Annotated in this window: 22 protein-coding genes; 9 read left to right on the top strand and 13 right to left on the bottom strand. The window is 63.2% G+C overall.

Going from position 1 to position 20,970, the window contains the following annotated elements; all coding sequences use genetic code 11:
- Window positions 1-103 precede the first annotated feature (103 nt).
- On the top strand, window positions 104-775 hold the full coding sequence (gene rpiA, locus C7A17_RS12700) for a ribose-5-phosphate isomerase RpiA (protein ID WP_106738373.1): 672 nt from the start codon (window positions 104-106) through the stop codon (window positions 773-775).
- A gap of 166 nt (window positions 776-941) precedes the next feature.
- Here the strand turns inward: rpiA and C7A17_RS12695 are convergent, their stop codons facing one another.
- Window positions 942-1,277: a DUF3703 domain-containing protein gene (locus tag C7A17_RS12695; RefSeq protein ID WP_106742900.1), complete on the bottom strand. Its 336-nt coding sequence runs from the start codon at window positions 1,275-1,277 to the stop codon at window positions 942-944.
- Window positions 1,278-1,288: 11 nt separating this feature from the next.
- On the bottom strand, window positions 1,289-3,502 hold the full coding sequence (locus tag C7A17_RS12690; RefSeq protein ID WP_106738372.1) for a heavy metal translocating P-type ATPase: 2,214 nt from the start codon (window positions 3,500-3,502) through the stop codon (window positions 1,289-1,291).
- Window positions 3,503-3,582: 80 nt separating this feature from the next.
- On the opposite strand from C7A17_RS12690, the gene cadR reads away from it, so the two are divergent.
- Window positions 3,583-4,035 (top strand): Cd(II)/Pb(II)-responsive transcriptional regulator, encoded by a 453-nt coding sequence (cadR, locus tag C7A17_RS12685; RefSeq protein ID WP_106738371.1) that lies wholly within the window; start codon window positions 3,583-3,585, stop codon window positions 4,033-4,035.
- A 60-nt stretch (window positions 4,036-4,095) separates the two neighbouring features.
- Entirely contained in the window at window positions 4,096-4,431 is a 336-nt protein-coding gene (locus tag C7A17_RS12680; protein ID WP_106738370.1) for a YegP family protein, read from the top strand.
- Here C7A17_RS12680 and C7A17_RS12675 read toward each other — a convergent pair.
- From C7A17_RS12675 to C7A17_RS12655, 5 genes are all read right to left on the bottom strand, one after another.
- Window positions 4,428-5,342 (bottom strand): SdiA-regulated domain-containing protein, encoded by a 915-nt coding sequence (locus tag C7A17_RS12675; RefSeq protein ID WP_106738369.1) that lies wholly within the window; start codon window positions 5,340-5,342, stop codon window positions 4,428-4,430. The two genes, C7A17_RS12680 and C7A17_RS12675, sit on opposite strands and share 4 nt — an antisense overlap.
- 70 nt (window positions 5,343-5,412) lie before the next feature.
- Complete coding sequence (locus tag C7A17_RS12670; protein ID WP_021490467.1) at window positions 5,413-5,760, bottom strand: NirD/YgiW/YdeI family stress tolerance protein; 348 nt, start codon at window positions 5,758-5,760, stop codon at window positions 5,413-5,415.
- A 102-nt stretch (window positions 5,761-5,862) separates the two neighbouring features.
- Window positions 5,863-6,780 carry an SdiA-regulated domain-containing protein gene (locus C7A17_RS12665; protein WP_106738368.1) on the bottom strand — a complete coding sequence of 306 codons (918 nt, stop codon included), beginning with the start codon at window positions 6,778-6,780 and terminating at the stop codon, window positions 5,863-5,865.
- Window positions 6,781-6,886: 106 nt separating this feature from the next.
- Window positions 6,887-7,552, bottom strand: coding sequence for a fumarylacetoacetate hydrolase family protein (locus C7A17_RS12660; protein WP_106738367.1), 666 nt, complete (start codon window positions 7,550-7,552; stop codon window positions 6,887-6,889).
- 125 nt (window positions 7,553-7,677) lie between these two features.
- A complete protein-coding gene (locus C7A17_RS12655; protein WP_106738366.1) occupies window positions 7,678-9,069 on the bottom strand; it encodes an FAD-binding oxidoreductase in 1,392 nt (463 codons plus the stop codon).
- Between the two features lie 181 nt (window positions 9,070-9,250).
- Here C7A17_RS12655 and serA point away from each other — a divergent pair, with 181 nt between their 5' ends.
- Window positions 9,251-10,480: a phosphoglycerate dehydrogenase gene (gene serA, locus C7A17_RS12650; protein WP_106738365.1), complete on the top strand. Its 1,230-nt coding sequence runs from the start codon at window positions 9,251-9,253 to the stop codon at window positions 10,478-10,480.
- 350 nt (window positions 10,481-10,830) lie between these two features.
- On the opposite strand, the gene C7A17_RS12645 is transcribed toward serA, so the two are convergent.
- Window positions 10,831-11,322: a 2-thiouracil desulfurase family protein gene (locus C7A17_RS12645; protein ID WP_106738364.1), complete on the bottom strand. Its 492-nt coding sequence runs from the start codon at window positions 11,320-11,322 to the stop codon at window positions 10,831-10,833.
- Between the two features lie 201 nt (window positions 11,323-11,523).
- Here C7A17_RS12645 and C7A17_RS12640 point away from each other — a divergent pair, with 201 nt between their 5' ends.
- On the top strand, window positions 11,524-12,060 hold the full coding sequence (locus tag C7A17_RS12640; RefSeq protein WP_199796425.1) for a DUF6160 family protein: 537 nt from the start codon (window positions 11,524-11,526) through the stop codon (window positions 12,058-12,060).
- A 51-nt stretch (window positions 12,061-12,111) separates the two neighbouring features.
- On the opposite strand, the gene C7A17_RS12635 is transcribed toward C7A17_RS12640, so the two are convergent.
- A complete protein-coding gene (locus tag C7A17_RS12635) occupies window positions 12,112-12,735 on the bottom strand; it encodes a 2OG-Fe(II) oxygenase (protein ID WP_106738363.1) in 624 nt (207 codons plus the stop codon).
- A gap of 112 nt (window positions 12,736-12,847) precedes the next feature.
- Between C7A17_RS12635 and C7A17_RS12630 the strand changes: the two genes are divergently transcribed.
- Window positions 12,848-13,615 carry a hypothetical protein gene (locus C7A17_RS12630; protein WP_106738362.1) on the top strand — a complete coding sequence of 256 codons (768 nt, stop codon included), beginning with the start codon at window positions 12,848-12,850 and terminating at the stop codon, window positions 13,613-13,615.
- 167 nt (window positions 13,616-13,782) lie between these two features.
- On the opposite strand, the gene bipL is transcribed toward C7A17_RS12630, so the two are convergent.
- A complete protein-coding gene (gene bipL, locus C7A17_RS12625; RefSeq protein ID WP_106738361.1) occupies window positions 13,783-14,724 on the bottom strand; it encodes a phospholipase BipL in 942 nt (313 codons plus the stop codon).
- 127 nt (window positions 14,725-14,851) lie between these two features.
- Here bipL and C7A17_RS12620 point away from each other — a divergent pair, with 127 nt between their 5' ends.
- Complete coding sequence (locus C7A17_RS12620; protein ID WP_106742894.1) at window positions 14,852-15,433, top strand: DUF6436 domain-containing protein; 582 nt, start codon at window positions 14,852-14,854, stop codon at window positions 15,431-15,433.
- Window positions 15,434-15,611: 178 nt separating this feature from the next.
- Here the strand turns inward: C7A17_RS12620 and C7A17_RS12615 are convergent, their stop codons facing one another.
- Window positions 15,612-16,640 (bottom strand): AraC family transcriptional regulator, encoded by a 1,029-nt coding sequence (locus tag C7A17_RS12615; protein ID WP_106738360.1) that lies wholly within the window; start codon window positions 16,638-16,640, stop codon window positions 15,612-15,614.
- 120 nt (window positions 16,641-16,760) lie between these two features.
- Here C7A17_RS12615 and C7A17_RS12610 point away from each other — a divergent pair, with 120 nt between their 5' ends.
- Complete coding sequence (locus tag C7A17_RS12610; protein ID WP_199796424.1) at window positions 16,761-19,139, top strand: penicillin acylase family protein; 2,379 nt, start codon at window positions 16,761-16,763, stop codon at window positions 19,137-19,139.
- Window positions 19,140-19,466: 327 nt separating this feature from the next.
- On the opposite strand, the gene C7A17_RS12605 is transcribed toward C7A17_RS12610, so the two are convergent.
- Window positions 19,467-19,910 carry a hypothetical protein gene (locus C7A17_RS12605; protein WP_106738358.1) on the bottom strand — a complete coding sequence of 148 codons (444 nt, stop codon included), beginning with the start codon at window positions 19,908-19,910 and terminating at the stop codon, window positions 19,467-19,469.
- Between C7A17_RS12605 and trmL the strand changes: the two genes are divergently transcribed.
- Window positions 19,909-20,376 (top strand): tRNA (uridine(34)/cytosine(34)/5-carboxymethylaminomethyluridine(34)-2'-O)-methyltransferase TrmL, encoded by a 468-nt coding sequence (trmL, locus tag C7A17_RS12600; protein ID WP_106738357.1) that lies wholly within the window; start codon window positions 19,909-19,911, stop codon window positions 20,374-20,376. The genes C7A17_RS12605 and trmL overlap by 2 nt on opposite strands.
- A 92-nt stretch (window positions 20,377-20,468) precedes the next feature.
- On the opposite strand, the gene secB is transcribed toward trmL, so the two are convergent.
- Window positions 20,469-20,960 carry a protein-export chaperone SecB gene (secB, locus tag C7A17_RS12595; protein ID WP_106738356.1) on the bottom strand — a complete coding sequence of 164 codons (492 nt, stop codon included), beginning with the start codon at window positions 20,958-20,960 and terminating at the stop codon, window positions 20,469-20,471.
- Window positions 20,961-20,970: the final 10 nt, after the last annotated feature.

Genomic DNA, 20,970 nt, shown 5'->3' with positions numbered 1-20,970 from the left:
CATACGAAACGCGGGGTTTTCCCGGATGAATGGCTCGTCGACACGCCACTTGCGGCTATAATTCGCGCCTCTTTTCCCTACACCCTGCAGGCGCACACCCGCGATGAACCAGGATCAGCTGAAACAGGCCGTGGCCCAGGCCGCCGTCGACACCATCCTCCCCCGTCTCGACAGCAAGAGTGTCGTCGGCGTCGGTACCGGCTCCACCGCCAACTTCTTCATCGACGCACTGGCCAAGCACAAGATGGAGTTCGACGGCGCCGTAGCCAGCTCCGAGGCCACTGCCGCACGCCTGAAAGGCCATGGCATCCCGGTGTACGACCTCAACGCCGTCAGCGACCTGGAGTTCTACGTCGACGGTGCCGACGAGAGCGACGAGCACCTGCACCTGATCAAGGGCGGCGGTGCCGCGCTGACCCGCGAGAAGATCGTCGCGGCGGTGGCCAAGACCTTCATCTGCATCGCAGACGCCAGCAAGCTGGTGCCGGTACTGGGCGAATTCCCGCTGCCGGTGGAAGTCATCCCCATGGCGCGCAGCCACGTGGCACGCGAACTGGTGAAACTGGGCGGTGATCCGGTGTACCGCGAAGGTGTACTGACCGACAACGGCAACATCATCCTCGACGTGCACAATATGTCGATCGTCGACCCGGTGAAGCTGGAAGCGGACATCAACGCCATCGTTGGCGTGGTCACCAATGGCCTGTTCGCCGCGCGCCCGGCCGACCTGCTGCTGCTCGGCACAGCCGAAGGCGTGAAAACGCTCAAGCGCTGAAGCTGCCAGGCACATCTTGTGGGAGGCGCTTCAGCGGCGATTGTCGCGGCTGAAGCCCCTCCCACAGAGCCCTTTGTTCCACCCACTCTGGTTTGCGCAGTCGGTATCCCGAATGCAATCCGAGCCTCATGCGATTCGCCATGCGTACCGGAAACGGCAGGTACCCCTACTCCAACAGACGGCGCAACTCCTCGCTCATCGGCATGGGTTGAAACGCGCTGATTCGTGCCCGCCCGGTGTTGCCGATGGGCACCCAGATGCGCGAGAACAACAGCGCCGCCAGGATTCGCGGAATCTGTCCCAGTACCTCGCGTAGATCGCCTAGCTGCCAGCCTGCCTGCAGCATCAGCCAGTGCGAGCGCGCGTGCAGCCACGGGCGCCGCTGAGTGAGGATGTGCGCACGCTCCAGCCAGACCAGTGCCGCGGCACTGCGGCGAGCCCGAAGCGCCTGTTGCGCCTGAGCGAAAGCCTCGTCGATGGCCACTTGCAGTTTCATGTTCATATCGCCGTCCTTCATTTGCGCAACAAACGCAGACCGTTGAACACCACCATCAGGCTCACGCCCATATCGGCGAACACGGCCATCCACATGGTCGCCTCGCCCGTCAGGGTCATGGCCAGGAAGATCGCCTTGATGCCCAGCGCCAGGACGATGTTCTGCACCAGGATGGCGTGGGTCTGCCGCGACAGGCGCACGAAGGTCGGGATCTTGCGCAGGTCGTCATCCATCAACGCGACATCGGCAGTCTCGATGGCCGTGTCGGTGCCGGCGGCGCCCATGGCGAAACCGATCTCGGCCCTGGCCAGCGCCGGGGCATCGTTGATGCCATCGCCAACCATACCGACTACCTTGCCTTGCGCCTGACGCGCCTCGACCCAGGCCAGCTTGTCCGCAGGCAGCAGGTCGCCGCGCGCCTCGTCAACGCCGACCTGCTCGGCGATGGCTGCCGCGGTGTGGGCGTTGTCACCAGTGAGCATGCAGGTGCGCACGCCCAGCTCGTGCAGTTCGGCGACTGCCTCGCGGCTGGTCTGGCGCACCGTGTCAGCGACGGCGAAGAGCATCAGTGCACGCTGCTCGTCGCACAGCACCACCACGCTCTTGCCCTGACGTTCCAGTGCCTCCAGACGCTCCTCCAACTGCGCGGAGCAGAGTCCCAGGTCTTCGACCAGACGATGGTTGCCTATATAGAGCAGCTTGCCATCGATCTTGCCCTTGGTACCGCGCCCAGGTAGCGCTTCGAAGTCCGCCACATCGCGTAACACCAGGCCCTGCTCCTCGGCATGCAGGGCCAAGGCTCTGGAAACCGGATGGTCGGAGCGGGCGGCCAGGCTTGCCGCCCAGATGGCAGGTGTAGATTCATCGACATCCAGCAGATTGAGGCTGTCGGTCTGCACCGGTTTGCCATGGGTCAGGGTGCCGGTCTTGTCCAGCGCCAGCAGCGCCAGATGCCGACCGTTCTCCAGGTACACGCCGCCCTTGATCAGGATGCCCTTGCGCGCAGCAGCAGCCAGGCCACTGACGATGGTCACCGGCGTGGAGATCACCAGTGCGCAGGGGCACGCCACCACCAGCAGCACCAGGGCGCGATAGACCCAGTCGAGCCAGGCGCCGCCCATCAGCAGTGGCGGCAATACGGCGACCGCCAGGGCGAATGCGAACACTGCCGGTGTGTAGATGCGCGAAAACTGATCGACGAAACGCTGGGTCGGGGCGCGCGAACCCTGCGCCTCCTCGACCGCATGAATGATGCGCGCCAGAGTGGTATCGCGTGCCGCCGCCGTCACGCGGAACTCCAGCGAGCCAGCCTCGTTGATGGTGCCCGCGAACACCGGATCGCCCACACCCTTCTCTACCGGCAGGCTTTCTCCGGTGATCGGCGCCTGGTTGACCGTCGACGAGCCGCCGACAACCTCGCCATCGAGGCTGATGCGCTCACCGGGGCGCACACGCACCACGGCGCCCAGGCCAATGGACTGCACGTTCACGTCCTGCCAAGCGCCATCGGCCTGCTTCACCGTCGCACGTGGTGGCGCCAGATCCATCAGCCCGCGAATCGCGTTGCGTGCCCGATCCAGCGAGCGCGCCTCGATCAATTCGGCCAGCGTGAACAGCACCATCACCATCGCCGCTTCCGGCCACTGGCCGATCAGCACGGCGCCGGTCACGGCGATGCTCATCAACGCATTGATGTTGAGGTTGCGATTCTTCAGGGCGATCCAGCCCTTCTTGTAGGTGTTCAGCCCACACATCAGGATGGCGGTCACCGCCAGCAGTGCCACCAGCCAGTCCGGGCCAAGGGCGGCGAAGTGCACGACTTCGGAAGCGGTTGCCACCACACCCGCCAGCGCCAGCGGCCACCACGGTTTTTGCACGGGTGCGGCGACCGGCTGCTGAGCCGTGTTTTCATCCTCCACCTGCGGCGTGAACCCCAGGGCCTGGATGGCAGGCAACACCTGGGCCAGCGTCCCCTCGTCGTGGCTGACGGTAAGCACGCGCTGCAACAGGTTGAACTGCAGGCCAGCCACGCCCGGCAGACGGCCCAGTGCATCACGGATCAGGCGCTCTTCCGTGGGGCAGTCCATCTGCTCGATGCGGATGCGGGTATTGTGCGGGCCGCTCAGCGGCTCCTCAACGGAGGGCTGATGAGTATCGTGATCATGCGCGGCGTGGTCGTGGTCATGGTGGGCAGATGGCTGTTCGTGCGAGTGGTCGCAGCAACGGCTCATGGCATGTCTCCGTCAGGTATCTGTTGCCGAGTACACACCCTGTAGTCACTATAGGGTCAAGCACTCATGAAGGAGATCCCATGAAAATCGGAGAATTGGCGAAAAAGGCCGGTTGTCAGGTGGAAACCGTGCGTTATTACGAGCGCGAAGGCTTGCTCCCGGCGCCCGCGCGCACCGAAGGCAACTACCGCCTGTATGGCAGCCTGCATCTGGAACGCCTGGTATTCATCCGCAATTGCCGGACGCTGGACATGACCCTGGAGGAAATCCAACGTCTGCTGGCACTGCGCGACCTGCCCCAGGAAAGCTGCGCCGGGATCAACAGCCTGGTGGACGAACACATCGAGCACGTCGAGGCGCGCATCAACAGCCTGCTGGCGTTGCGCGACCAACTCACCGAACTGCGCGACCGCTGCAACGGCCCACAGGAGGCAGAGGACTGCGGCATCCTGCGCCAGCTCAACGTCAGCGGCGGTGTGCAACCGCTACCGGACGATGGCCATACCCATGTCGGCAAGAGCCACTCGCATTGATGAACTACGCTTCCAGAGCACCGCTCCGGTATCTCACCGGGCACTCAGGGAGAAACGAAAATGCCTGGAAAGTTCGAACTGAAGAAGGCCAAAGACGGCCAGTTCCATTTCAATCTGCTGGCGACCAATGGTCAGGTCATCCTTAGCAGCGAGATGTACAAGACCAAGGACTCGGCGCTTAACGGCATCGAGTCGGTGAAGAAGAATGCACAGCGTGAGGGCGCCTTCGAGACCAAGAGCTCGAGCAACGACAAGCACTACTTCCTGCTCAAGGCCACCAACGGTCAGGTGGTCGGGCAAAGCCAGATGTACGCCAGTGCCGCCAGTTGCAAGAGCGGCATCGAGTCGGTGCAGAAGAATGCGCCAACTGCCGCCCAGGACGACCAGACCGGCTAGTCGTTCTGCTTCCTGAAGACATAGAACAGGTTCGGCTCGCTGATCAGATACAGGTTGCCATCGTCATCTGTGGCCACGCCCTCGGCCTGCGGCACGCTGCGCTGCAGGCCATGTTGCCCGCGCAGCAGCGACAGGGTGCTGACCGGTTTGCCCTCCGCGTTCAGCTCGATCACCAGGCGCGATTCGTCCGACAGCGCCAGCATGTGGCCCGTCGCCGCATCGAAATCCAGGCTGGAAAGATCGCGCACGAACAAGCGGGCATCACGCTTCGGGTCGGTATTGACCTGCAGCGCCAGCGGCTTGCTCTCATCGACATGGGGGAAACCAAGCACCTCGAAGATCCGTACCGGATCGCGCTCCTTGGCCACCAGCAGACGCTGGTTCTGCGCGTCGTAGGCCAGCCCCTCGAAGCCCTTGTTGCCATTGAGGCCGATACCCAGCGATAGCTGCTGGAAGTCGGCGGCATTGAGCACACGACTGTCATCGTCGATACGCACCTTGACCAGGCGCTGCTCGCGCTCATCGGCGATCACGTAGACGCCAGGCGCTATGTATTCGATGGCTTCGGGGTCACCGAACCCTTCCAGATCGATGGTGCGTTTGAGCTCACCCTGCAGACTCAGCTCGATCACCTTGGCCGGCTTGTTGGTGACGCTGAACAGACTGCGCCGATCCGGATCGTAAGTCAGTGCCGAGACGTCGCGGATGCCTTCGATTGGCTTGGCATCGATCACCACACGATAGTCGCCCAGCCACAACGACTGTTCGCGCCACTGAGCACTGTGCTGCCACTCCTCGACGACAAACCAGGCGCGCTCGAACAAGCGATACTGTTGAGCCAGAACGGCGCCGACCAGAAGCAGGAAGAACAACAGATAGAGCCAGGGGTTGAAGGTCAGCAGACGGCGCATGATGTTTTCTCTGACTACCACGTAAAAAACCGCCGCACGGAGAGTGCGGCGGGCGTGCAGATCATTGCGATCAGTTGATCAGCTCAACGCGATCGACATCGATCTCGCGGCTGTTGAAGTCCTTGTCGACTTCACCGGTCAGGCGCACCTTGGCGGTTTCCGAGACTTTCTGGCCCGGCCAGTCTTCGTCGTCGATTTCGACCTGGATGGTACCGGTGGCGTCCTTGAACTCGTAGAGTTCATCTTGCAGGCGCTTGACGATCTGACCTTCCAGAACAACATGGGTGTCGTCAGCAGCTTCCAATGCAGCAGCCACGGTAGTGACCTGCGGGGTAGCGCCTGGGCCGGTATAACCAGTGGCGAAAGCGGCGGTGCTGAGCAGCGGCAGAACCATCAGTGCGAGAGCGGTACGTTTCATGGTGTGAACCTCGTTGTTCGTAAGTGACGGGGTCAGATTAGTGCCGCTAGCTGAAGCCAGACTGAATCGACGCTTAAGCGAAACTGAATCCGTCACGGCCTCTCAACCGGCATTCGGCGCCGGTTTGCTGAAGACATAGAAGAGGTTGGGTTCGGCGACGATATAGATGTTGCCATCCTCGTCCATGGTCACCCCTTCAGCCTGCTTGATGCCTTGTTCCAGGCCATTGAGACCCGCATTGAGGCTGAGAAAGCTGACCGGCTGACCGTCGCGGTCGATCTCCAGCAGCATGCGCGACTCATCGGAGAGCACCAGCACGTGTCCCGTACGCTCATCGACGCTCAACGATGAAATGTCGAGCAGGCCGAGGTTACCGAATGCCAGCGGGTGCAGGGCCCCGACGTCACCGCCGGCCCCCGGGAACGGCATGCTGAACACCCCCAGTGGGCCGCGCTCCTTGCCGAGCAGCAGGCTATGGCTACGCGAATCCCAGCCCAGTCCTTCGAAGCCCTTGTTGCCTGACTCGGCGAAGCCCAGGTCGAAACCGGGCAAGTCGGCCGCGTTCAACTCCAGATCGTCGTCGCCCAGCATGAAGGTGGTGAGCTGACGGCGCCGCTCGTCGACGATGGCCATCCGACCGTTGTCCATCATCTCCACGCCTTCCGGGTCGGCGAAACCCTTGAGCTCAATGCGCCGCAGGATTTCACCCTCACGCGACAGTTCTACCAACAGGGGGTTCTTGCCGGTGACGGTGAACAGTGTGCCGGTCTGCGAGTTGTAGGTAAGCCCCGAGGTCTCGTCCTTCTCCAGGCCGGCCAGGACCTTGGCCTGGATCACCGCGCGGTAACCGGGCAACCAGACACTGGCCAGACGGTCGACCAACGGCGTCGAACGTTCCTGCAACCATAGCTGGGCGCGGTCATCCCAGTGCTGGGTCTGCGCCAGTGCACTCAGGGCGACGACTGCCAGGCCTGAAAGCCAGTAGCGGGGGCGGCGAATTCTACGAAGGAGAGCGGGCATCGGCTACGGCTCGGCTGCATGATGGCAATCCGACATCCATTGTCGAAAGGAGTTCCGCCGTCCGCTGGACGGCGGCTGGCTTCAGCGTGTAGGCACTGGGAATCTCTTATAGCACGCGGCTAGTGAAGCGACTGTGACCGACCAGCTCCAACACCAGCTCGTCGCCCTTGTTCAGCACGCCGACTCCTACCGGTGTACCGGTGAGAATCACATCACCCGGCTGCAGGGCAAAGTGGCCGGCCATATGCTGGATCATCGGCAGGATGGGATTGAGCATGTCGCGGCTGTTGCCGTCCTGACGGGTTTCACCACCAATCACCAGGCGGATGCCGATATCAGCCAGATCCTCGATGGCATCGCCCGGCACGAAGGGCGCCAGCACGCAGGCACCGTCGAAGCTCTTGGCGATTTCCCAGGGGTAGCCCTTTTCCTTGAGCCTGGCCTGCACGTCACGCAAGGTCAGATCGAGCGCCGGAGCGAAGCCGCTGATGGCGTCACGCACTTCTTCGGCGTCCGGCTTTTTCGACAGTGGTTTGCCGATAAGCACGGCGATTTCCGCCTCGTAATGCACAGAGCCGCGATCCTCGGGGATGGCGAAGCCGCCGTCGAGCGGCACCACGCAGGAACCTGGCTTGATGAAGAGCAACGGCTCGGTGGGTACCGGGTTGTTCAGTTCCTTGGCGTGTTCGGCGTAGTTGCGACCAATGCAGACCACCTTGCCGATGGGAAAATGGACGGTGGTACCGTCGACGTACTGGTGCTGATAGCTCATCACCGACTCCTGTGTTGTTCGTATTGTGGACATCTTGGCTTGTGGCCTGACGTCCTACCTTAAACGAGGCGGCACCATCGTGCACCGCATACGAAAACGCCCATCGGTCGGATGGGCGTTTTTCGTCAGGCGAAGATCTTGCCGGGGTTCATGATCCCATTGGGGTCGAACACTGCCTTGATCGCCTTCATGTAGGCGATTTCCGCCGCCGAACGGCTGTACTGCAGGTAGTCGCGCTTGGTCATGCCGACGCCATGCTCGGCGCTGATCGAACCGTTGTACTTCTCGACGATCTCGAACACCCACTTGTTGACCACCGCGCACTTGGCGAAGAAGTCTTCCTTGGCCAGCGCTTCGGGCTTGAGGATGTTCAGGTGCAGGTTGCCGTCACCGATATGGCCGTACCAGAGCACGTCGAAGTCCGGGTAGTTGGCCGAAACGATGTCGTCGATGTCCTTGAGGAAGGCCGGCACCTGGCCGACGGTGACAGAGATGTCGTTCTTGTACGGTGTCCAGTGGCTGATGGTTTCGGAGATGTACTCGCGCAGCTTCCATAGGTTTTCCAGCTGCTGCTGGCTCTGGCTCATCACGCCATCGAGCACCCAGCCCTGCTCGACGCAGTGCTCGAAGGTGGCCAGGGCTTCGTTGGCCACATCCTCGTTCAGCGCTTCGAATTCCAGCAGGGCGTAGAACGGCGTGCGGCTTTCGAACGGCGCCGGCACGTCGCCACGGCCGAGCATCTTCTCCAGGCAGCGATCGGAGAAGAATTCGAAGGCGGTCAGGTCGAGCTTGCCCTGGAAGGCGTGCAGCACCGGCATGATCGAATCGAAATCCGGCGTGCCGAGCACCATCGCGGTGAGGTTCTTCGGCGCGCGCTCAAGACGCATGGTGGCCTCGACGACGAAGCCCAGGGTGCCCTCGGCGCCGATGAACAGTTGGCGCAGGTCATAGCCGGTGGCGTTCTTGATCAGGTCGCGGTTCAGCTCCAGCAGCTCGCCGGTGCCGGTGACCACCTTCAGGCCAGCGACCCAGTTACGGGTCATGCCGTAGCGAATAACCTTGATCCCGCCGGCATTGGTGCCGATGTTGCCGCCAATCTGGCTGGAGCCGCTGGATGCGAAGTCCACCGGGTAGTACAGGCCCTTTTCTTCGGCGAACAGTTGCAGCTGCTTGGTGACCACCCCCGGCTGGCAGACAACGGTACGGTCGTATTCGTTGAACTCGACGATGCGATTCATGTAATCGAACGACACCACCACCTCACCATTGGCGGCGACGGCAGCGGCAGAGAGGCCGGTACGCCCGCCCGACGGCACCAGCGCGATCTTGTGCTGATTGGCCCAGCGCACGATGGCCTGCACCTGCTCGGCAGTCTTGGGGAAGACGATGGCGGATGGCGCGGGAGCGTACTGTTTGGTCCAGTCCTTGCCGTAGGTTTCCAGGGAATCGGCATCGGTCAGCACCTTGCCGGGCTCAACCAGGGTCTTCAGCTCTTCGATCTGGGCGGGGGTGGTCATCTACGGAACTCTCAAAGGATTCATGGTCGCCCTGAGAACCATTCAGGTCGCAACCGAGCATTGAAAAAGGCGAACATGCTAGCATACGCACCCCGTGAATCGAGCTGTGTAGCGATCTGCGGGCGCTGGCTGAGTTTCTCGGCCCTTCCCTGAAAACATCCCTGGGACAACAGGTACTCCGATGAGCAAGACCTCTCTCGACAAGAGCAAGATCAAGTTCCTTCTTCTCGAAGGCGTCCACCAGAATGCTGTGGACACTCTGAAGGCCGCCGGCTACAGCAACATCGAGTACCTCAAGGGCGCGCTGTCAGGCGACGAACTGAAAGAAAAGATCGCTGATGCCCACTTCATCGGCATTCGCTCGCGCACCCAGCTGACCGCCGAAGTCTTCGACTGCGCGAAGAAGCTGGTCGCCGTCGGCTGCTTCTGCATCGGCACCAACCAGGTCGACCTGAATGCGGCCCGCGAGCGCGGTATCGCCGTGTTCAACGCGCCCTACTCCAACACCCGCTCGGTGGCCGAGCTGGTACTGGCTCAGGCGATCCTGCTGCTGCGCGGCATCCCCGAGAAGAACGCCTCCTGCCACCGTGGCGGCTGGATCAAGTCGGCGGCCAACTCCTTCGAGATCCGCGGCAAGAAACTGGGCATCGTGGGTTACGGCTCCATCGGCACCCAACTGTCGGTACTGGCCGAAGCACTGGGCATGCAGGTGTTCTTCTACGACACCGTGACCAAGCTGCCACTGGGCAACGCCACCCAGGTCGGCAACCTTTACGAACTGCTGGGCATGTCCGACATCGTTTCGCTGCACGTACCGGAGCTGCCGTCCACCCAGTGGATGATCGGCGAGAAGGAAATCCGTGCCATCAAGAAGGGCGGCATCCTGATCAACGCCGCGCGCGGCACCGTGGTCGAGCTGGATCACCTGGCCAACGCCATCAAGGATGAGCACCTGATCGGCGCCGCCATCGACGTCTTCCCGGTCGAGCCCAAGTCCAACGACGAAGAGTTCGAGAGCCCGCTGCGCGGCCTGGATCGCGTGATCCTGACCCCGCACATCGGTGGTTCCACCGCCGAAGCCCAGGCCAATATCGGCCTGGAAGTCGCCGAAAAGCTGGTCAAGTACAGCGACAACGGTACCTCGGTGTCCTCGGTCAACTTCCCCGAAGTGGCCCTGCCGGCGCATCCGGGCAAGCACCGTCTGCTGCACATCCACAAGAACATCCCGGGCGTGATGAGCGAGATCAACAAGGTGTTCGCCGACAACGGCATCAACATCTCCGGCCAGTTCCTGCAGACCAACGACAAGGTCGGTTACGTGGTGATCGACGTCGATGCCGAGTACTCGGATCTGGCGCTGGAGAAGCTGCAGCACGTCAACGGCACCATCCGCAGCCGCGTTCTGTTCTAAGAACCTGTTCACGATCTCGCGAGCTAGAGCCATACAAGGCAAAAACAGGCAAGGACGCGCAGTTTACGAGCTGTAAATGAGCAGTCCGAGCCTGTTTTTAACGCAGTAGGGCCGACGCGCAGCAGATCGTGAACAGGTTCTAAGCCGTAGCTGCTGCGCGTCGACGATACGGCGCTGGGAACGACCTCGGAGATGCTCATTTACTGACGTAAACTCCGCCCTCCTTGGTCGCTCCCGCCTTGTCTCGCTCTAGCTCGCGAGCTCCGGATATCTGTAGAAATGAAAAAGGGAGACCCTGGTCTCCCTTTTTCATTCCGCAGGGTGCGCCGCGCGCACCGCCATGCCCCATCTCAATCCCGTTCAAGCAGCACCAACTCGGCTGCCGCTTCCTCCAACTGCATCTCGTTGAACACCTTTACCCCGGCTCGCTTCAGCAGGGCAGCGGTCACACCCTCGCCCAGCACCCGCACACCGCTGAAACTGCCGTCATAGTTCTCCAGATTGCCGCACGATGGGCTGCGCGCCTTGAGCAGGGCGATCTGGATACCGTGCTCGCGCACCAGCGCAGCGGCCTGCTCGGCACCATCGACGAACGCTGCCGTGACATCTTCACCCTCGATCGTCAGGACTGGCAGCCGACCGTCCAGTACCGCACCACCCTGACCATCGCGGATTTCCGCAGGCGGGCGCGGAGTCGATAAACCGCCGGCCACTTCCGGGCACAGCGCGACGACGCGCCCCTCGTCCAGCCACCGCTGAAGCTGATCGAAAGGCCCATGAGCACCACCGTCATAACGCACCCGATGACCAAGCAGGCAGCGGCTGACCAATATCTTCTGCATCGAGTCTCTCCCTTGCATCGGCGCCAGAGTAACCGCCGGTAACACCGCCGTCAGCCCTTGGTCTGGCATCCAGCGAAACGACCGTACGCCACGTGTTCAGAGCCCTTGCGGCCTATCCTTCGGCGGGAAGCGGCCCTGCCCCATGGCGCGCAGCGCAAGGCACCACCAGACTTGCGCGGCCAACCAGGGAGGTCAACGTCCATGCCCCAACCACTTCGCACCCTCGCCATCGCATTGCTGGGCAGTACCGCGCTGCTCGCCTCGTCCACCCAGGCTGCCATGCAGGCGCTGGAAGACGAAAGCCTCAGCCAGATCAGCGGCCAGGCCGGCATCACCATACGCCTCGATCTGATGGCGCGTATCGACGAGATCCGCTGGCAGGACGACGGGGGCAGCCTGTCGCTGCGCAACGTGAAGATCGACAACGGCTGCCTGAAACCCACCGATTGCGATGGCTATGCTTTCGGGGCGGCACAACTGGGCGCCAGCGTACCGATTCTCGGCCTCGAAGTACCGACCCTGGAGGTGGACGTGGTCAAAGGCAGCAATGGCCAGAGCCAGCTACAACTGAAACTGCCCAACCTGACCGCGATCAACCAGCAGCTCGGCCCACTGGGCAAGCTGGTGATCCGCGCCCGGCTGGCGAGCGATCTGTATATCGGCGATACCAGCATCGGCAACGTCGCCTTGCGTGATATCCGCGATATCAATGGCACCATCAAGGTCTGGGGCCACTGACAAATTCAGCGCGCGACCGCGCAGAACTACTGCGCAGGGCGCCCGCTGGGCTCAGAGCACATCACCACCTCGCCGCCTGAACCAGCCGGTCAGTGACAGCCGCTCGCGCGTGGCCGGCAACACTTCGTGGGGCACCTCGCCGGACATGAAAAGCGCCAGGGTGCCGGCCTGCGGTAGCACATCATGCTCACGCTCATCAGGCAGATACAGGCGCAACGCCCCACCCTGCTCGACCTGCCAGTCCTCGTTCAGATAGAACACCGCGGATACCGTGCGCCGATCATCATCGCGAAAACGATCGAGATGGCGCAGATAGAAGGTACCCGGCGCATAGCAGGCGAAGTGGCACTCATAGTCCTCGAGCCCCAGGTAGAACGCCTGGTTGAGCGCCTGACGCAGGCCATCCATCAATTGCAGATACTGGTCACAGGCGCCGCTCTGCCCAGGCTCGAGCCATTGAATGCGATCACCGCGAATCCCTTCCTGCACTTGCTGCGCGCCACCACGACCAACACCGGCGGCACTCAGTTCGCCGCTCTGCGCACGCTTACGGCACTCGACGGCCAATTCGCGGGTCAGAACTTCTGGAGCGAAAAACGCCCGCTGCGACCAGCCCTGGCTGGCGAGGTCGTCGATAAGGCTGGAAAAGCGGTCTTGCTGGTCGGATTCGTTCATGGCGGCGATTGTATCAGCGCCGCCTCACGGCTCGACAAGCCTCGGCCAGCCGCCGAAAATAGCCGGCCGCAGCACCCTGCGGCCGGCCAGGATAGTTGCCAAGGAGTTCTCGATGCGCTTTGTGTTTGCCCTGTTGCTATTTGGCCTGACCCTGCCGGCCCTGGCCGACGATCACCTGCGCCTGTATCAGGCCGCCGGCTGGCCACAGCAACGCGAACACTTCAATCAGGCCCTCGACGCGGCTCAGCAGCGCTACCGCAGCACGCTGCCGCCCGTGGTGTATCAGGCGCTGGTGGACAACAGCAATCGCCGCTTCGCTGCCGCCGCCATCGACCAGCGCGCCCGGCACAGCCTGAGCCTGGAGCTGGCCGATCCGCAGCCGGCGCTGGCCTTCTTCGAGTCCGAGCTGGGGCGCAAGATCGTCGCCGCCGAAACGCTGGCTACACGCCGCGACCAGTTGGCCAAGTACGAGAATGGCCTGCCGCGCACCGAGGCCGACGCCACGCGCCGCCTGCTGATTCGCCATCTGGCGCAGGCGCTGCCAGCCAAGGAAGCTGGCGCCGAGGTCAGCCTGGCCCTGGCCGGGGTGGCAGCCGACAGTCTCAGCCAGATGATTCCCGGCCTGCTCGGTGGTGGCCAGGCGCAGGGGTTGCTCAATGGCCAGCGTGAACGGCTGATGGCGCAGATCGAGCAGGATCTGGACAACACCCTGCTGCATGTCTACCGCGAACTGAGCGATCCGGAACTGGAGCAGTTCGTCGAGTTCGCCCAGTCGGCAGATGGCAAAGCCTATTACCAGGCCGCCCTGGCCGCTCTTCGTGCCGGCCTGGCGGTAGGCATGAGCAGCGCCGACCTGGAGCCAGCACCTCAGGGAATCTAGTGAGTAGGCCGAACCGGAACGCCGGCCGCTAGGAGCGCAGCGAACAGTCCGCCACTCTTTGCCGCCGCCAAAACCTATGGCGTACTGCTTCGCGACGACTGCATGGATGCAGGAGGTAGAGCGACGCAGGAGGCCAAAGCCGAGTACGCCCCACGGTGCCACAGCCCTTACGCCAATCGCTCGCGCAGAAAATCGAAATAGCGCTTACGCAACGCCTCGTTCTCGTTCGCCAGGTGATGGCGGGCGTCTGCCAGCCGCAGTATCTGCGGTTGATGAAACTTGTCCTGCAGCACGTCGAGGTTGTAGCGCCAGTCCACGGTCATGTCCGCCTCTCCCTGAATAATCAGAGGGCTGTGTTCGCTACGCCCCGCCGCCTCGATACGCGGCACCCAATGCGTCAGTGCGCCGACCCAGGACGTGGGCAAGCTGCGCGGCTGCAACGGGTCGCGATTGTGTACGAACTCAAGGAAGGTCGTGTCGCTGGAGTTGTCGCTGAAACGCCGTGGAATTTCCCGCACGAACGGGCTGAGCAGGCGGTAGCTGAGTTTCGACCAGCCCCAGGCACGTGGCCGCACCAGCGGGGCCAGGAGAATGCTCTGGCCCAGCTCCGGACGCTTGCCATCGGTGAGCAGGTAATCCAGCGCGATCGCGCCGCCGGTGCTCTGCCCGCAGAGATGCCAGGGCTGCGGCAACCCCAGCTCGGCGGCCTGCCCGAACAAGCCATTGAGCACCTGCTGGTACTCGGCGAAGTCCCCGATGCTGGCACGCGCGCCACTGGACAACCCATGTCCTGGCAAGTCGCAGGCCAGTACCGCGAAATTCATGCTCAGCGCCCAGTCGACCACATGACGATACAGCCCCATGTGATCGTAATAGCCGTGCAACAGCAGCAGCGTGCCACGCGGCTCGGCGGGCGCCCACAGCTGCACGGCGATCTGATAACCGGCAGCATTGAAGCTGCCGAGCCGGTTATCCAACCCGGAAAAACGTGCGCCCAGGTCGAACCCGTAGAAACTGCGATAAGCCTGCAGCGCCGGCAACTCCAGGCGCGCTGCGGCCAAGGGTCGCAGCAAAGGGCGCAATTGATCGGGTTGAAACGGCTCTGACATGGGGCTTTCCATAGGCTGCGGGAGGCTTCGAGAGAAGCTTCAGGAGTAGCGCTCTCGATTGCTGCGATATTCAGCTGCCGGGCGCATCGTGGCAAGCTACACGCCCTTTTTCAGCCCAGCGCATTCCATGCCCCGTCTTTCGCGCAAGAATCTGCTCCTCGCCCTGCTTGCCCTGGTCTGGCTGGGCGGCATGCTGCTGGCTTATCGCTGGTTCGAAACGCGTTACCTGCGCACCTTCGACGAACGAGCGGCGGTGTTTGCCGGGGCAGAATTGCGTTTGCCGGACGAACTGGCTGGCCCCGGCGTGATCCGTCTGGTGCATTTCTGGGATCCGGCCTGCCCCTGCAACGTCGGCAATCAGCAACACCTGGCCGAACTGATCGAACGTTACGCCCCCCAGGGCGTGCAGTTCCACGTGGTGCAGAAACCGGGCAGCCAGGGCCGCCTGCCTGCTGAACTGGCAGCCTTGCGCCCCATCGACGCCATGCCCGGTAGCGCCGACCTGCCCGCCAGCCCGGCCGTGGCGATCTGGGACAAACAGGGCCAGTTGGCTTACTTCGGCCCCTACAGCGAAGGGCTGGTGTGCAACTCCAGCAACAGCTTCATCGAACCCATACTCGAAGCCCTGGCCGCAGGCCGCAAGGTCGATGCCAGCAACACCCTGGCAGTGGGTTGCTTCTGTGAATGGGCGAAGAAGAACGAGAACTGAACAACCAGGCATGACCGTAAGATGGGTTAGCGGAGCTGAACACCAAACACCTAGTGGTTGTGAGCCGCGTAACCCACCAGGCGATACAGCCTGTGGCGCCGGTGGTGGGTTACGCCGCCCCTGATCAGCGAATGGTCAAGCAAACGCAACAGGCGACTACCTTTCCCTACAAAGCCCTTCACTCGCCCGTTGTCGCGCGGCGCGATAGCAAGCCACGCGGTGTGCCGCCCTGCCAACGACGAAAGGCGCGGTAGAACGGCGACAGCTCGGCGAAGCCACAGGCTCGCGCCACCTCGCGCACGCCAAGCCCCTGCTCCAGCAAGCGCAGCGCGCGCAAGCGACGGACTTCATCATGCAGCGCGCGAAAGCTGCTGCCCTGCTCGCTCAGCGCCCGTTGCAACGCACTACGATGACAGCTCAAGGCCAGCGCACAGGCCTCCAGGCTGCACGTCGTGCTGCCCAGGTTGCGCTCCAGCCAGTAGCGCACCCGTGCCAGCAACTGATTCTCCACCAGCCCGGCCAACTGCTTCTCGGCTTCTTCGCTCAGCACCTCGAAGAGTCGCGGACTGGCGCTGCGCGAGGGCCGGGCGAGTGCCGCACGCGGCAGGATCAGGGCATCGTGCGACTGCGAAAAGCGCGGCTCGACGCCCAGCAGACGACGATGCTCGGTGAGCTTGCGCGGTGCACGATGGCGAAAGTCGACACCCAGTAACGGTAGCTCGCCACCGGCCGCCGCCAGCATCTTGCTCAGCAGCACGGCCAGGCATTCCATTTGCTGGCGCAGCGAACCGACATCCCGGTAGTTGAGGTCGATGACCAGGCGCACGTCGTCGTCCCGCTCCTCCAGTCGCGCGGCGAAGCCACCGGAAAGGATGTGCTGAAAGCGCACAAAGGCCTGCAAGCCCTGACGCAGATCGCGCGCGGCCAGCAGCAGATAGCCGACCACGTCCATCGGTCGTGGCTGCATCACCTCCCCCAGATGCAGGCCGATATCGACGTCACCGCTGATGCCCTCCAGCGCCTGCCAGAAGCGCGGCGCATTGTCGTGATCCTCGCGCGCCTCCAGCAAAGGCGCAGCCAGCGGCACGCCGGCATAGGCGCGCCGGTAGGTGTCGGTCGGATCCAGTCCCAGCGCGGCCAGGGCCTCATAGAGCAGGCGGCGCAGGGTCGAGGAATGGGTCAGGGCAACGAAAGCACTGTCAGCCATGGTGGCTCCGGGCAGATATTGACCATAGACTTTCAGCCTTGCGACATATGGTCAATGCCGGCACGTGTACGCCTGAGCAAAATGCTCGGACGCTTGCTCGATAACAATAAGGATCGCTCGATGAAACGCTCTCTGACCGCCCTTGCCCTGGTGGTTGCCGCCGCAGCAGGCGGATTGACTTGGTACCTGCACGACAAGCAGCCAATACGCGATGGTGAACAGATGTTCGGCGCGCTGCAGGCTCCGGTCACGGTCGACTACGACGAACGCGGCGTGCCGCACATTCGCGCCGAGAACGAAGCCGACATGTATCGCGCCCTGGGCTACGTGCATGCCCAGGATCGTCTGCTGCAGATGGAGTTGTTGCGGCGCCTGGCGCGCGGCGAGTTGGCCGAGATACTCGGCGAAAAGCTGCTGCCAACCGACCGCCTGTTCCGCACCCTGGAAATCGGCCGCCATGCCGACGCCTATGCCGCCCGCCTGGACGCCAACAGCCCCTCCACGCAAGCACTGCAGCACTACCTCGAGGGCGTCAATCAGTACCAGGCCAGCCGGCCGCGGCCACTGGAGTTCGACCTGCTGGGCATCGAACCGCGTCCCTTCACCATCGCCGATACACTCAGCGTCGCGGGCTACATGGCCTACAGTTTCGCCGCCGCGTTCCGTACCGAACCGGTGATGACCCATATCCGCGATGAGCTGGGCGCGGATTATCTCAAGCTGTTCGATCTCGACTGGCACCCTCAGGGCGTGCTCGGCTCGCCCCTGGCCAGCGACGACTGGAAAGATCTTGCCGCTCTCGCCCAACTCACCGGCAGCGCCCTGGAAGGCAGCGGCCTGCCGCAGTTCGAAGGCAGCAATGCCTGGGCCATCTCCGGTAGCCGTACCGCCAGCGGCAAACCACTGCTGGCCGGCGATCCCCACATTCGCTTCTCGCTACCCGCGGTCTGGTACGAGGCGCACCTGCAAGCACCTGGCTATGAGCTGTACGGCTATCACCACGCCCTGATTCCCAGCGCCATGCTCGGCCACAACCGTGACTTCGCCTGGAGCCTGACCATGTTCCAGAACGACGACCTCGACCTGATCGCCGAACGGGTCAACCCGGACAATACCGATCAGGTCTGGTATCAGGGGCAGTGGGTCGACCTCCAGCAGCGTACGGAAACCATCCAGGTCAAGGGCGCCGAACCGGTGCAGATCACCCTGCGTCGCTCCCCGCACGGGCCGATCGTCAACGATGCCTTGGGCCAGACCAACGGCAGCACGCCGATCGCCATGTGGTGGGCCTTCCTCGAAACCGACAATCCGTTGCTCGATGCCTTCTACCAGCTGGGTCGGGCTGAGACCCTGGACAAGGCCCGCACTGCAGCCGAGAAAATCGAAGCGCCGGGTCTCAACGTGGTCTGGGCCAATGCCGCTGGTGACATCGGCTGGTGGGCTGCAGCCAAGCTGCCGCTGCGCCCGGCCGGGGTCAACCCGACCTTCATTCTCGACGGCGCCAGCGGTGAGGCGGACAAGCTCGGCTACCATCCCTTCACTGCCAACCCACAGGAAGAGAACCCGCAGCGCGGCTATATCGTCTCGGCCAACTACCAGCCAGTGCCTGCCAGCGGCATCGAGATTCCCGGCTATTACAACCTGCCGGATCGCGGTCAACGCCTGAACCAGCGCCTGAGCGATGCCTCGGTGAAATGGGACACGCACAACAGCCAGGCCCTGCAGCTCGACCCCGGCACCGGCTATGGCCCACGCCTGCTGGCACCGATTCTCGACGAACTGCGTGAGGCAGCCGCGAACGATGAGGAACGCGCCCTGGTGGAGCAACTGGCCAACTGGAACGGTGACCACACACTCGACTCCGTCGCCGCCACGCTGTTCAACCAGCTGACCTACCAGCTCGCTCACGAAGCCATGGCCGACGAGTTGGGCGACGTGTTCTTCGACAGCCTGCTGCAGACCCGCGTACTCGACACGGCGTTGCCGCGTCTGACCGCCGACGCCGACTCACCCTGGTGGAATCGCCAGGGCAGCGAACAACGCGAAAGCCGCGCGCAGATCGTGGCAGACGCCTGGCGTGCCAGCCTGGAACACCTGCGCAGCATACTTGGCGATGACACCGGCACCTGGCACTGGGAGCGAGCGCACACCCTCACCCACAGCCATCCATTGGGCCAGCAGCAGCCGCTGGCCTGGTTGCTCAACGTCGGCCCGCTTGCCGCGCCCGGCGGCCATGAAACGCCGAACAACCTGTCGCACAAGGTCGGCTCGGCGCCCTGGCCGGTGGTATACGGGCCGTCGACCCGACGCCTGATCGACCTGGCCGATGCCGACAAGGCGCTGGGCGGCATTCCTGTGGGCCAGAGCGGCGTGCCCTTCGATGCCCATTACGGCGACCAGGCGCAGGCACACGTCACCGGCCAGTACCAACCGCAGCATCTGAGCGAGGCGGATGTAGCGGCGCATAGACTGGGAACGCTCAGGCTCCTTCCTCGCTAAGCCATCCATGCACAGCGTGGTGCGCCAACGGTGCATCACGCTGCACGCTGGTGCACCACCCCGCCACTCCATGCAGGTCTGCATTCCTCAAGGCGCCCTGCGTCCCGCGAAATCAGGCTTTTCAGCCTTGGTAATAAAATTGGCACACGCCCTGCATAAGGTAAGGCAAGACCCAGTTTCGGGGACCTTGGTACAGGCAGGCCGGGGAATCCCCTTCTTTATTCGACGCGACTGACGCGTCACTGTAGCGCGCCGTAACCCGCTCGACGAGTACGGCGCCACCCGTTTCGGGGACCTTGGTACAGGCAGGCCGGGGAATCCCCTTCTTTATTCAGGACGCAGCGCCAGCCGTACGCGCCAACGTCCATCCTCCGGCGCGCCGCGCCACTCCCCGTCCAGCGGACGGGGTGAGATCAAGACCAGCAGCAAATCCCGCCCGTCACGCTCGATGCGCCAGTTCACCAACCCCATTGGCAGGCTCAGCTGCCCGTCACGCACCCGCCCATAGGCATCGTCGAAGCGATACACCAGCGCGCCGTTGACATGCTCGCTCAACGCCTGCGGCTCGCGATTGAACCAGAGCTGCAAGCCCTGCTCCCAGGGCTCGGCATCCTCGATACGCAAACGCGGCGGATCGAACAGGCGCCCCAGCATCACCCCGACCAGAAAGGCGATGAGCAGCACCGACGCGATGAAGCGCCAGCGAAGTCGCGGCCGGGGATCCTCGACCGGCGTAGAATGCTCGTCATCCCTGTGCTCGGAGCCCTGCATGTTCCACGTCATCCTCTTCCAACCGGAAATCCCGCCCAATACCGGCAACATTATCAGGCTGTGCGCCAACAGCGGCTGCCAGTTGCACCTGATCGAGCCGCTGGGCTTCGAGCTGGACGACAAGCGCCTGCGCCGCGCCGGGCTGGATTATCACGAGTACGCCACGCTCAAACGCCACACCAGCCTGGAAGCATGCCTGGAAAGCCTCGGCCAGCCACGCCTGTTCGCCTTCACCACCAAGGGCTCGCAACCCTTCCACGAGATCGCCTACCAGCCTGGTGATGCCTTCCTGTTCGGTCCGGAAAGCCGTGGCCTGCCCGAGGAAGTGCGCAACGCCCTGCCGCCGGAGCAGCGCGTACGCCTGCCCATGCGCGCCGGTTGCCGCAGCCTGAACCTGTCCAACACCGTGGCCGTCACCGTCTACGAGGCCTGGCGGCAGAACGGCTTCGCCGACGCTGATCAGTAGGGTGCGCTGTGCGCACCGACTGCCCACCCGGCATGATCACGCACAACAAAAAAGCGCCCCACGGGGCGCTTTTTCATTCGATCGACCAGCGCTTAGTGAGCGGTGGTTTCGGCCTGGCCAGCCTGCTGCATGCGCTGCAGCTCCTGGGCGTACAGGGCATCGAAGTTCACCGGCGACAGCATCAGTGCCGGGAAGGAACCACGGGTCACCAGGCTGTCCAGTGCCTCACGGGCATACGGGAACAGGATGTTCGGGCAGAAGGCGCCAAGGGTGTGGCTCATCGACGCTGCGTCCAGACCCTTGATCAGGAAGATGCCGGCCTGCTGAACTTCAGCGATGAAGGCAACTTCTTCGCCGTTCTTGACGGTCACCGACAAGGTCAGCACCACTTCGTGGAAGTCACCTTCCAGGCCGCGCTGGCGGGTGTTGAGATCCAGACCGACGCTCGGCGTCCACTCCTGACGGAAGATTTCCGGGCTCTTCGGCGCTTCGAAGGACAGATCCTTGACGTAGATGCGCTGCAGGGAGAATTGCGGGTTCTGCGAATCGGCAGCGGCGGCACCGCTGTTGGCTTGCTCGGTCATGGCGTTTGCC

Source organism: Pseudomonas mendocina (assembly GCF_003008615.1).
GTDB classification, from domain to species: Bacteria; Pseudomonadota; Gammaproteobacteria; order Pseudomonadales; family Pseudomonadaceae; genus Aquipseudomonas; species Aquipseudomonas mendocina_C.
Note: the sequence above shows the minus strand (reverse complement) of the source record. Positions and strands in the feature narration are given on the sequence as shown.